The 12,332-nt window shown below is 54.1% G+C and carries 12 protein-coding genes; 10 read left to right on the forward strand and 2 right to left on the reverse strand.

Going from position 1 to position 12,332, the window contains the following annotated elements; genetic code table 11:
* Position 1: 1 nt before the first annotated feature.
* A complete protein-coding gene (locus QSV34_RS05610) occupies positions 2 to 1,495 on the forward strand; it encodes a CRTAC1 family protein (RefSeq protein WP_289152717.1) in 1,494 nt (497 codons plus the stop codon).
* A gap of 45 nt (positions 1,496 to 1,540) precedes the next feature.
* Complete coding sequence (locus tag QSV34_RS05615; RefSeq protein WP_289152718.1) at positions 1,541 to 1,798, forward strand: YheV family putative zinc ribbon protein; 258 nt, start codon at positions 1,541 to 1,543, stop codon at positions 1,796 to 1,798.
* Here the strand turns inward: QSV34_RS05615 and aroE are convergent.
* Positions 1,773 to 2,591 carry a shikimate dehydrogenase gene (gene aroE / locus QSV34_RS05620; RefSeq protein WP_289152719.1) on the reverse strand — a complete coding sequence of 273 codons (819 nt, stop codon included), beginning with the start codon at positions 2,589 to 2,591 and terminating at the stop codon, positions 1,773 to 1,775. The genes QSV34_RS05615 and aroE overlap by 26 nt on opposite strands.
* Positions 2,592 to 2,694: 103 nt before the next feature.
* Here aroE and QSV34_RS05625 point away from each other — a divergent pair, with 103 nt between their 5' ends.
* Complete coding sequence (locus tag QSV34_RS05625) at positions 2,695 to 3,063, forward strand: hypothetical protein (RefSeq protein ID WP_289152720.1); 369 nt, start codon at positions 2,695 to 2,697, stop codon at positions 3,061 to 3,063.
* 86 nt (positions 3,064 to 3,149) lie between these two features.
* Positions 3,150 to 3,920 carry a glucosaminidase domain-containing protein gene (locus QSV34_RS05630; protein ID WP_289152721.1) on the forward strand — a complete coding sequence of 257 codons (771 nt, stop codon included), beginning with the start codon at positions 3,150 to 3,152 and terminating at the stop codon, positions 3,918 to 3,920.
* A 172-nt stretch (positions 3,921 to 4,092) separates the two neighbouring features.
* Here the strand turns inward: QSV34_RS05630 and QSV34_RS05635 are convergent, their stop codons facing one another.
* Positions 4,093 to 4,935, reverse strand: coding sequence for a creatininase family protein (locus QSV34_RS05635; RefSeq protein WP_289152723.1), 843 nt, complete (start codon positions 4,933 to 4,935; stop codon positions 4,093 to 4,095).
* Positions 4,936 to 5,059: 124 nt separating this feature from the next.
* Here QSV34_RS05635 and QSV34_RS05640 point away from each other — a divergent pair, with 124 nt between their 5' ends.
* From QSV34_RS05640 to QSV34_RS05665, 6 genes are all read left to right on the forward strand, one after another.
* The gene (locus QSV34_RS05640; protein ID WP_289152725.1) at positions 5,060 to 5,644 is read left to right on the forward strand and encodes a TetR/AcrR family transcriptional regulator; all 585 of its coding nucleotides are present in this window, start codon (positions 5,060 to 5,062) and stop codon (positions 5,642 to 5,644) included.
* A 181-nt stretch (positions 5,645 to 5,825) separates the two neighbouring features.
* The gene (locus QSV34_RS05645; RefSeq protein ID WP_289152727.1) at positions 5,826 to 8,168 is read left to right on the forward strand and encodes an efflux RND transporter permease subunit; all 2,343 of its coding nucleotides are present in this window, start codon (positions 5,826 to 5,828) and stop codon (positions 8,166 to 8,168) included.
* A 162-nt stretch (positions 8,169 to 8,330) separates the two neighbouring features.
* Complete coding sequence (locus QSV34_RS05650; RefSeq protein WP_289152728.1) at positions 8,331 to 9,122, forward strand: outer membrane lipoprotein-sorting protein; 792 nt, start codon at positions 8,331 to 8,333, stop codon at positions 9,120 to 9,122.
* A 104-nt stretch (positions 9,123 to 9,226) separates the two neighbouring features.
* Complete coding sequence (locus QSV34_RS05655) at positions 9,227 to 10,411, forward strand: hypothetical protein (RefSeq protein WP_289152730.1); 1,185 nt, start codon at positions 9,227 to 9,229, stop codon at positions 10,409 to 10,411.
* Positions 10,412 to 10,609: 198 nt separating this feature from the next.
* A complete protein-coding gene (locus QSV34_RS05660; RefSeq protein WP_289152731.1) occupies positions 10,610 to 11,200 on the forward strand; it encodes an RNA polymerase sigma factor in 591 nt (196 codons plus the stop codon).
* Positions 11,193 to 12,230 (forward strand): FecR family protein, encoded by a 1,038-nt coding sequence (locus tag QSV34_RS05665; RefSeq protein WP_289152733.1) that lies wholly within the window; start codon positions 11,193 to 11,195, stop codon positions 12,228 to 12,230. Before QSV34_RS05660 ends, QSV34_RS05665 begins: the two co-directional genes overlap by 8 nt.
* The last annotated feature ends 102 nt before the right edge of the window (positions 12,231 to 12,332 follow it).

Below are 12,332 nucleotides of genomic sequence, written 5' to 3' on the forward strand. Positions count from 1 at the left end.
GATGACATGTAGGCACATTGTTACAAGGTTGGGCTTGCTGGCAGGCAGCACTATTGGCTTGGCGCATGCCGGATCGGCAACACCTCATTTCGAACCGGTTCAAGCGGCCCTGTTTGCCGCCCCCGGCGCCCAGTCTGTGTCCTGGGCGGATTACGACAACGATGGCGATCTGGATTTGGCGGTAACGTTTAAAAACCGCCCCAATCGCCTTTACAAGAACAACGATGGCGAATTTACCGATGTAGCCGGGCAGGTGGGTTGGCACCGCAATGTGGACGACGCACGGGTGCTGGCTTGGGGAGACTACAACGGCGATGGCCACCTGGATTTGTATGTGGGTTATGGCAAGGACACGAAAACCCGCAACCGCCTGTACCGCAATAACGGCGACGGCAAATTGTTTACCGACGTGGCTGCCGAGGTGGGCCTGGATCTAACAGGAACCACTCGACAAAGCAGCTGGGTGGATTACGACAACGACGGCGACCTGGATATCTATATCTGCATGCGCGATCGTTATAATTACTTGTTTCGCAACGATGCAGGCAAATTTACGGATGTTAGCCGCAGCTCGGGCCTGCGCGACCCCCGTCGTAGTGTCGGTGCGGTCTGGTTTGATATGGACAGCGATGGCGATCTGGATGTGTTTCTGGCCAACCAGAATGGCGACCGCGACGGTTTTTACCGCAACGATAATGGCCGCTTTACCGATATCGCCGCTTCCCTGGACATGGATCGCCCGCGCCGTCCCTTGAATGTGGGCAGCACCGGTGTTGGTGTGGCCGATTACGACAATGACGGTGATCTGGATCTGTTTGTGGCCACCTACGCCAACAACCTGCTGTACCGCAACGACGGTGGTGGTCAGTTTGTGGAAGTGGCTGCCAGCCAGGGGCTCGATGGCGATTTTCACGGCGTGGGGGTGGATTGGGGTGATTACGACAATGATGGTCGTATCGATCTCTACGTCAATGCCTACCTCAGTGGCGTATTTGCCGAACAGGACTATCTGTACCGCAATACCGGTAAAGGATTTGAGGATGTGCTGCCCCCCGATAAAAACGCATTGATTCGTCGCCGCGACGCTGACCACGGCACTCGCTGGGGCGATTTTGATGGTGACGGCGACCTGGATCTGGCGCTGGCCAGCAACCACAAACGCGGCACCCACCAGCTGTATCGCAACCAGCTCCCGGATGATCTGGCCCGGCGTTCATTGCGGGTATCGTTGCGCGATCAGCAGGGCCGGTTTGCCAGGCCTGGTAGCGAAGTACGCCTCTACGACAGCGCCACTGGCAAATTGCTCGCCACCCGCATGGTGGATACCGGCAGTGGCTACTGTTCCCAGAGCAACACGCCGTTGCACTTCGGGCTGGCAAGTATGGCGCCGGTTACCGTGGAGGTAACCCGACTCACCGCCAAAGGCCGCGAAGTTACGCGCTTTGAGAATGTGAATCCGGCGGATTATTCCGGGCAGGTGTATCGCCCGCTGTAACAGCAGCGGGTTATAATCGCCGGAAATTCAGTAATTCCCTCCCTTATGTCGAACGTACCTGGAAAATCCAAGCCTCGATTTATTGCCGGCGCTGTGTGTCCGCGCTGCGGTGAAATGGATAAAACCGTTGCCTATAAAGAAGAGGAAGAAAACTTCCGCGAGTGCGTCAGTTGCGGTTTTAAAGAGCAGCTGCGCCTGCAGGCTGCGCCCCGTGAGTTGGACACCCGTGTAAACCGTAGCGAAGAAGAAAAGCAGCGGGAAACCAGTGTCGTGCGGCTTATTGACCCCGCAGCTGACGGATAACCCCAGCGGTATTCGGGCGCAGGTTTCTCCACAGCGCGAAGGCTTCCGCCGCTTGTTCCACCAGCATCCCCAAACCGTCGGCGACCTTAGCCGCGCCATGTTCGCTGGCCCATGTCATAAACACCGTGGGTTCGCTGGCGTACATCATGTCGTAACAACAACTGTCGGGGGCCAACAGGTTTTCCGGTAATGGCGGCAGCTGTCCGGAGAGGCTGGCACTGGTGCCGTTAATGACCAGATCAAATGTTTCCCCCGCCAGTGATTCAAAGCCGCAGCCCAGGGTATTGCCCAGCTCAGCAAAATCGGCGGCCAGTTGTTCTGCTTTGTGCACTGTGCGATTGGCAATAACCAGTCGGGATGGACTGCAAGCCAGTAATGGCTGCAATACTCCGCGCACGGCGCCGCCAGCTCCCAGAACCAGAATGCGCTTGCCAGCAAGCTGCCAACCAAGGTTGTTCAACATATCTGTCACCATACCCACACCGTCGGTGTTGTCGCCGAGCAGGGAGCCGTCAGGCTGGCGCATCAGGGTATTCACTGCCGCGGCGCGGCAGGCGCGTTCACTGAGTGTGTCAGCCAGTTCACAGGCCTGCTGTTTAAATGGCACGGTGATATTAAGGCCACAACCGCCGCCGTTGAAAAAACGCTCGGCATACGCCTGGAATTCATCTTCGGGCACCAGCTGGGCACGGTATTCCATATCCTGCCCGGTCTGCGCAGCAAACGCGCTGTGAATAAGCGGTGACTTGCTGTGGCCAATGGGATTGCCAAAAACGGCGTATTGATCGGTCATGGTGAACTCTTTGTGCGTCAGTGGCTGCAGTGTACCGGTAACCACGATTTTTTTTGAGCGCAAAGTTGCTATTGCCAGCACCCCCTTCTAGGCTTTCAATAACATGCAAGCCAATCACGCCATTAAAAACGCGCTGTCTTTTTTGCTGCTACCTTTGTTAGCACCGTTTGCCTTGCTTGTGCGGTTATTTCGCGGCGGAGTAGACAAGTCAATCGAGGAAGTGGAAGCAGTATTGCAGCGTATGCTGTCCGGGAAAATCGATGCCTACTGGTGGGACGATTTTCTATCCACCCCAATACGTGATCGCCAGCTCAATGCGATTCGGGAACGTTGCGACGAAGTTTGGCACGAGCAGTCGCCCTATATTTCCAAAGACATTGATGGTCAGTATTACCTAAACTCTGATGGCATCAGTGAAATACAGGCGCTGCTGCAGAAGTGCAGTTATTTGAAGGCCTCGCGAGCTACTTGATTTTTTCCGCGTAAAGCTACTAAATCGCAGAAAAACAATATAAAAAAGGCTGGCCCATTAATTCTTCATCTACCCATCGTTCTTCGTTGTTAAAGCAACTGGCGCCGCTGCTGTTGCCACTGCCGATTGTGATCGTGGCGTTGTTGCTCAGCGACCGCCCGCCAGATTGCGACCTGCCTTTGCAGGCTGATGATTCCGTTGTTTCAGTGCCGCCAGATTTTATAAAGCTGCCCGCCGGGCGAGAGCGCAAGCAGGGTTTTGTGGATTACCTGCTACCGATCATTCACGAGCATAACCAGCAATTACGCAATCACCGGCAGGCCGTTCAATGTCTGCATAAAGGCCGTAAAACACTGTTGTCTGAGCAGCGCCGTTGGCTGCAGAAAATGGCGCAACGCTACCGCGTCACCGAAGAGTTGGAAGGCGACGGGTTCTGGCGTGAGATGCTAAACAAAATCAATGAAATCCCACCATCGTTGGCGTTGGCGCAAGGGGCTAACGAAAGTGCCTGGGGCACCTCGCGTTTTGCCCGAGAGGGCAATAATTTGTTTGGTCTTTGGTGTTTTAAGCCCGGCTGCGGTGTGGTGCCGCTGCATCGGCCAGAGGGCGCGACATACGAGGTGGCCAGTTTTGACTCGGTGACGGATTCGGTACGTGAATATATGCGAACGCTGAATTCCCATCCGGGGTATGACGAACTGCGGGAATTACGCTCTGAGCAGGGGCAATTGTCTGGCGAAGAATTGGCTCAAGGTTTGGGCGAGTACTCTGCCCGTGGTAAGGCTTATATCGAAGAACTGCAGCAGATGATTCGCTATAACCGTTGGCAGGAGTATGACAAGCCTGCTGGGGAGTGATTGGTGCAGGCTCGAAGTCAGAAGTCGGATGTCTGACGCAGTTGGGCTACGCCCAACGGAGTTGCAAAGTAGATTTCGCAGCCGAAGGCTGCCGCGTCTGACTTCAGACATCCGACGTCGAGCCTGCTATTATGTAGCTCGATTTTTTTCACCGCACAGAATTTTTTTAGCGCTATTTTTTTCCAATACTCTTGCGAATCGCTTCCATGGTAATGCCCACCTGATAATCCGTTAGCTCGTCTGCCAGCTTAAGGGTGCGATCCAGAGGCAGCAGGTTAACTCCGTTCACGGAAAACTCCCCCTTCATCACCCGCTGTGGCATGCGCACGCTCATAGGGTCGACCAGCATCATCAGGGCGGTGTGGCGGAAATCGTGGTGAATGCCGTCTTTTTTCTCCACCACATTGCGTGCTTCTAGCCACTGCTTCCAGCGGGGGTTGTCGTAGTATTCAGCGATGTAATGAACACGATCACCGTCGCGGTTCCATTTTTTATTCAGCTCCGCCGCCAGTTCTTCCATACCGGTTTGGTTGCCGCCGCTGTCGCCGATAAACACAATATTTTTAAAGCCGTGAATTTTCAGGCTGAGGGCAATTTCTTCCAGCAATTTTTTGTAGGTGTCCAAAGACAGGCTTATGGTGCCTGCGTAGCGCATGTGGCCACTGACCGGGTTGTGGTTGCCTTCTGGAACAAAGGGCACGATTGGGGCAACCAGAGCATTGCCAAGCTGGCGAGCGATGCGGTTGGTGGTTTCCCGCAAAATCACATTGTGCTTGCCGGTAGAAAGAAAGGGGCCGTTTTGTTCCACGCCACCGGTGGCAATAATGGCGGTGGTTTTGCCTTCGGCAATGGCATCGCGCACTTCCACCCAGGTCATTTCTTCAATAAATACGGTGTCGTAAGCGTCGACGGTACGCTGTTGTTTGTGGGCGTCGGTGAGGGTGTAGCCAGCACCGGCGGCATAGAGTGCGGTTGAAATCAGTAGTGCTGATACAGCAGTAATGATGCGGAGCATTGGCTGGCCTTCTCGTTGTGTATGTCGGGTAGGGCGTTGGTTCGGCAGTCTACTCTTTTTGGTTGTGAGGGTTACAGAGAAATCGGTTGATATCAGAACAAGCATTCTGTTATAGTCCGCGCCTATGGCCAGAACCCGCGAATTTGACCCTGCCGAAGTGATTGAAAAAGCCGTTCTCCTGTTTTGGGAGAAGGGCTATACCGACACGTCTATGGATGACCTGGTGAAATACACCGGCATCAGCCGCTATGGCATCTACGGTGAGTTTGGCAACAAGCGCGAGTTTTTTATCAAAGCGCTGCAGCACTTCCACCAGAAATTTGCCCTCGATCTGATACAGGATCTGGCCAACCCGGATGCCGGACTGGCGGAATTGCGCGCCTACTACGGACGCCTGATTGACCACGCCAAAACCACCGAAGCGCGCATGGGCTGCTTTATGTGCAATACAGCGGTGGAGCTGGCCAGCACCGACGAAGGCATCGGCGAGCAAGTGGATGCCATGTTCGAGGGGCTGCAACTGGTGTTTCGCAACGCACTGGGCAATGGTCAGGTTCGCGGTGAACTGCCAGCAGACATGGATCTGGATGAATACGCCAGTTACCTGCTGGGTGTGCAGATGGCCATGGCGATGATGGTGCGCTCTGGATTTGGGGAGCAGCGCATGAAGCCGTTTTTGAAGGTGGCTCTGGCGGCTATCAACAACTGAAATTTTTTTGCTCAAAAACAGAATGATTGTTCTGGAAAGGCAATATTTAACTACCCCGTCATCGCGAGCGCAGCGCGGCGATCTCCAGCAAGATACTCCGATATCAGGAGATTGCCGCGTCGCCTTTCTTTATTAAGAAAGCCTCCTCGCAATGACAACACGTGTTATAGGATAAATAGTTATGAGCGTTCTTATAGACCGATTTGCCGTGGCTCTCGCCAATAGCATGATCCGCTACCGTTGGCTGGTGATTGCCGCCGCTATTGCTGGCGTGGTGGCCATTGGCAATGGCCTGGGCAAGCTGGAGTTTTCCACCAACTATCGCATTTTCTTCAGCGATGAAAACCCGGAGTTGATGGCGTTTGAGTCCTTTCAGGATACCTACACCAAAAACGACAACATCGTGTTTGTGCTCAAGCCCGCTGACGGCAAGGTGTTTACCCCGCAGCTGACCGATGCCATGGAGCGCCTGACCGAACTGGCCTGGCAAATTCCCTATGTCATACGGGTGGATTCCCTCAGCAACTTCCAATATACCTGGTCGGAAGACGACGACTTGATTGTGGAAGACCTGATCAGCGGTGGCCTGGAGCTCAGCGCAGAGGAACTGGCCGCCAAGCAGCAGGTGGCCCTTGCGGAACCACTGTTGCTGCACAATCTGATTTCCGAGGATGCGGGCACGGCAGGCATCAGTGCCACCTTGCAGTTCTCTGGCGAGAACATCAAAGAAGTGCCGGAAGCGGTTGTGGTGGCGCGGGATATCGCCGACCAGTTTCGCGCGGAGTTCCCAGACCTTACGATCGCTCTGTCCGGGGTCACCATGCTCAACAACGCTTTTGGCGAAACTGGCCAGCGGGATGCGGGCACCCTGACGCCACTGATGTACCTGATACTGCTGGTTGCCATGGTATTGGTGTTGCGCAGCGTCAGCGCCATGCTGGCTACCCTGGTGGTGATTTTGTTTTCCACGGTAATTGCCATGGGGCTGGCGGGCTTTGCTGGTATTAAGCTGACCCCCATATCCGTTACCGCTCCCACCATTATTCTCACCCTGGCCATCGCCGACAGTGTGCACATACTGGTGAGTATGTTTGCCGCCATGGGGGAGGGCCGCGACAAAATCGCCGCGCTTAAAGAGAGTATCCGCATCAACCTGATGCCGGTTACGGTCACCAGCCTGACCACTGTGGTGGGCTTCCTATCGCTGAACTTTTCAGACACGCCGCCGTTTTGGCACCTGGGCAATATCACCGCCATGGGCATTACCGCCGCCTGGTTACTGTCCCTGACGTTGTTGCCGGCCGTGATCAGCCTGTTGCCGGTGAAGCGCCGCCTGGGTGGCAGCAATAACAAGCTCAACCTGGGCATTACTCGCCTGGCCGACTGGGTTACCCACCGCTACAAAACCATTTTGTGGGTGATGGGGCCAGCCACGGTACTGCTGGTGGCGATGATTCCCACCATCCAGCTGAATGATGAATTTGTGAAGTACTTTGACGAGCGGGTGGAGTTTCGCAACGACGCCGACTTTGCCAACGCCCACCTCAACGGCCCCTACGTGGTGGAACTGTCGGTGGAGTCTGGCGAGCCCGGTGGCGTCAGCGATCCGGATTACCTGAAAAATCTGGAACGCCTCGCCGACTGGCTGGCGGCACAGCCAGAAGTGAACCACGTGTACAGCTATACGGATATCGTCAAGCGCCTCAACAAAAACCTCCATGGCGATGACCCCAGCTGGCACCGCATCCCCGACAACCGTCAGTTGGCAGCCCAATACCTGCTGCTGTACGAAATGTCATTGCCCTACGGGCTGGATTTGAACGACCGCATCAACGTGGACAAATCCGCCACTCGAGTGACCGCTGCCCTCAAGGACATGTCCACCATCGAAATTCGCGCTTTTCTGGATCGCAGCAAGGCCTGGATGGCGGACAACCTGCCGCCACAGATGCAGGCCAAACCCACCAGCGCCACGGTGATGTTTTCCTATATTTCTCAGCGCAATATCGAAAGCATGTTCAAGGGCAATACCGTGGCGATTTTTGCCATCGGTATTATCTTGATGTTCGCCCTGCGCAGCTTCCGTTTGGGCGCGCTGAGCCTGATACCCAACACCGTACCCATCATGATGACCTTTGGTATCTGGGCGTTGCTGGTGGGCAAAGTGGGCATGGCGGCAGCCACCATCACCGCTACCTCCATGGGTATTGTGGTGGACGACACAGTGCACTTTTTATCCAAATATCTGCGCGCCCGCCGAGAAAAAGGCCTGGCCATTCCTGACGCTATTCGCTACGCCTTCCAGACCGTGGGGGTGGCGATACTGGCGACCACCATTATTTTGGTAATTGGTTTTGGGGTACTGATGTATTCCAGCTTCCTGATCAATTTCCAGATGGGTCTGCTGACCGCTATCACCATAGTTTCCGCACTGGTGTTTGACTTCCTGATGCTGCCAGCGTTGTTGATGTTGGGGCATAAGAAAAAATCGGCCGAGCCGGCCGCGCAGCAAGCACTTTCTTAAAAATGTTGTATGTCGTCATCGCGAGCACAGCGCGGCGATCTAGTGACTTTAAAAGGCGCTGGATTGGTTGTCCGCTACGCTCAGCCCAAGGGCTGCCCAAATCACAGATTTGTCGCTACGCTCGCAATGACGGATAACCTTGTTTTTACATAGGACTTCAAAATGAAAAAATTAATTATTTTGGCCGCCGTACTTTTCTCCATCGGTGTACAAGCGCAAACGCCCGAACAAAAAGGCTTCGATATCGCCGCCCGCTCCGATCGTTCCGACCGCGGTTTTGAAAGCAGCGAAGTGGAAATGACCATGGTGCTGCGCAACGCTGCTGGCACTGAAATTCGCCGTACCCTGTTGACCAATACTCTGGAAGTGCCGGACGAATCTTTGGGTGATAAAAGTCTGATTCTGTTTCATACTCCTGTGGATGTAGAGGGCACCGCGCTGTTGTCTCACGCGCAAATTCTTAAACCTGACAATCAGTGGTTATTCCTCCCAGCCCTGAAACGCACCAAACGAATTTCTTCCGCCAACAAGTCTGGCCCTTTTGTAGGCAGCGAGTTTGCATTTGAAGATTTTACGGCTCAGGAATTGAATAAATTTACCTACAAATTTTTGCGCGAGGAACCCTGCCCGCAAGATGCCAGCCTGACTTGTGATGTGGTGGAGCGTTACCCAGCCTACAAAAAATCCGGCTACAAGAAACAGGTGGCCTGGACAGACCAGAAAGACTACCAGGTGCGGCAAGTGGAATTTTACGACCGCCGCGGCGATAAACTGAAAACCTTGAGCCTGGAAGATTACCGAGAGTACCCCGGCAATGTATGGCGTACCCATAAAATGGTGATGGTGAATCACAAAACCGGTAAAAGCACCGACTTGCTGTATTCTGACTACAAATTCAAAACTGGCTTGGCGGATAAAGATTTTAAAAAAGGTGTGCTAAGCAGCTTGCGCTAGTTGTGCCATGCAGTAGCCCGGGTGCAGCGCAGTGGAACCCGGGAGAATTCCGCATACTTTGCCCCGGGTTCCGCTGCGCTTCACCCGGGCTACGAGACACTGTTTTGAATAAAATATTTATTGCTGTTTTAACCTTGTGGGCAATTCCAACCCAGGCCGATAACTGGAACACCTCTGTTGAAGCCGGCCTGGAAAGCCGTTGGTTTATTCAGGATGCTCGACTGCCCAACCAGCACAGTGGCGTTGGTTTGTCGCTAAAACTGCAACCGGAATTCCGCTACAAAAGCGACGACCGCAAAACCCAATTCGCCCTGGTGCCTTTTCTGCGTTACGACGCCGAAGACAGCGAACGTACACACTTCGATCTGCGCGAAGCTTACTGGCGCCATATTGGTGATGAATGGGAAGTGACGGCGGGAGTCGATAAGGTGTTTTGGGGCGTCGCCGAATCCCGCCACTTGGTGGACATCATTAACCAGACCGATCTAGTGGAAGATATCGATCAGGAAGACAAACTGGGCCAGCCCATGGTGTCTGCCAGCACCCAGAAAGATTGGGGCGCCATCAGTTTGTACTGGTTGCCGTATTTCCGCGAACGCACATTCCCCGGCGCCGATGGCCGTTTGCGTACACCGTTACCAGTGGATAACGATCGCGCTCAATACGAGTCTGCTGCTGGCCAGTGGCACCAGGACATTGCCCTGCGCTATTCCCACTATTTTGGCGATTGGGATGTTGGCGCCTCTTATTTTCGCGGCACCAACCGGGAGGCGCGTTTACTGCCGGATAACAGTGGCGAGTGGTTGCTACCGAACTACGATCAAATCGATCAGCTGGGAGTCGACCTGCAATACACCTGGGAAGCCTGGCTGCTGAAAGTGGAAGGCATTTACCAAAAAAGCCGCATCGACAATTTTTTCGCCACCGTGGCCGGGTTTGAATACACTTTTTACCAAGTGGCGGAAACCAGCACTGACATTGGTGTATTGCTGGAATACCAATACGACGGCCGCAACGCTGCCGCTCCTGCGACTTTGGCCGATGACGATGTATTTGCAGGAATGCGCTGGTCGTTGAACGATACTCAAGATACCGCTGTGCTGGCGGGCGTGGCGGTGGATCGCCACAGCGGTGAGCAGTTTTACAACATCGAAGCGGAAACCCGCATTGGTCAGAACATTACCGCCGAACTGCGAGCGCGTTTTCTAACCGGTTCGGAGCCGGGTGAAAGTGCTTTCTTTGTGGAGCGGGATGACTATATTCAGCTGTCGCTCTCTTATCACCTGTAAATAAGCCCCCCGTCATTGCGAGGCCGCAGGCCGTGGCAATCTCCTTCAATCCACTGCCAACTTGATGGAGATTGCCACGGCCTGCGGCCTCGCAATGACGGGGGTATAAAAAAATTTCCACGCACCGGTAGGGTGTTTGCGCTGTCGCGAGTGTAGTAAGTGAAGCACCCGAGTATCAGGGCAGCTAAAATGGTGTCGATGGCGCAAAAAATTGACAATGTGGTAGATATCTCCCAGCGCAGGCGGGGAAGGCAAGAGCAGGTTCTCAAACGACTGTTTGATGAGCATGGCGCGCCCCTGCGCTCGTTTTTAGCGGCGCGCCTGGGCGCAAGAGACGATCTGGATGACTTGGTGCAGGACGTTTTCTTTCGCCTGGCAAAGCTGGAAGACCTGGGCGACAAAATGATCCACAACAAGGGCAGCATCCGGGCTTACTTGTTCACCATTGGCAACAACCTGATCCTCGACGCAAAAAGAAAGCGGCAGGTGCGCGACAGTTACGCCCAAAGCAAGCAGGCGTTTGACGAGGAACACGCTCATCAAGTGTCGCCAGAAACTGTGGTTTCTCACCGTCAGGAGCTGCAGATTGTTAAAAACGCCATTATGGAAATGCCAGCGGCCTGGCGGAAAGTGTTTTTGTTGAGCCGTGTGGAATTAAAAAGTTATCGACTGATATCCGAACAATTGGGGGTGTCGGTCAAGCAAGTAGAAAAGTACATGTCAAAAGCATTGAAGTTTGTCAGGGACGCGGTGAAGGCCGCGCATTCGCAGGAGGCCCACAATGGATAAAAGCAACACAAATACACACAAACAGGTATCGGACGATCTGGCAAAATTGTTTGCCGATGACTTCTCCGAGGCGTCCGCTGCTCGTATTGGCAAGGCTATGGAAGCCAGCCATGCCTATGCGGATGACTTTATCAGCGGCGCCGAGAGCATGCAGGATTTGTCGGCACTGGCGGAAGATGCCGATATTCGCCGCCTGCTGGACGAACCGCTGCAAAAGCCTCGCCGGGTGTGGGGGAAACTGGCTACGGCTGCGGTATTGTTGCTGGCTGCCGCGGTGACCTTCCAGGCACTGTGGCTGCCACAGCCGGGAGTCACAGAAGACGTACAGCGTTACACCACTCGTATTGGTGAACAGAAAGCCGTGAAGTTGGACGACGGTAGCACCATTACGCTCAATACGGGCACAGAGGTACTGGTGGCGTTGAATGATGATGTGCGCAAAGTAATCATGCACCGGGGTGAAGCCTTCTTTGATGTGGCTAAAGACCCGAACAGGCCATTCAGGGTTGAGTTAGGGCCTCAGTCAGTGAGTGTGCTGGGCACAAAATTCAACATTCGCCGCCACCCTGAACAGTTTGTATTGTCACTGGTGGAAGGCGAAGTTGCCCTTCACCCCAGCACAGAGGCAGTTGCGGATAACGCCGCTTCCCTTGAAGCCACAGAAGGTGGCGAAATTTCGATGGCCCATCCCGGCCAGCGACGCATCACGGCCGGTTGGGTAGTAACATACAGTATGGCCGAGCAAAATTTGCTGGCCAGCCAACACGATGATTTATCCAGCAACCACAGCTGGACCACAGGCTTTCTGGAGTTTCACGAGCAGCCGTTATCCGCGGTGGTTAATGAACTCAATCGCTATTCCGGGAAAAAAATATTGATCGGCGACAGCGCCATTATGGACATACAGGTGTACGCTGGAATCCGGGTTGATCAGCTGGATCAGGCCTTGCGTGGTCTGGAGCGAACCTTGCCGATTAAAGTGATCAGCGACTTCGACAGTATTTTGATTGTTGGCGACTCTGAGCAGTAATTTTCAGAAAATTTTTTACCCACCGGTAGGGTAGTTCCCGAGTAGCACGTGTAGCCAGTGAATTGATTCCAAAAAATGCAGGAATCAATCAAAAAAGTTACA

It is taken from the genome of Porticoccus sp. W117 (assembly GCF_030341905.1).
Lineage (GTDB): Bacteria > Pseudomonadota > Gammaproteobacteria > Pseudomonadales > Porticoccaceae > SCSIO-12696.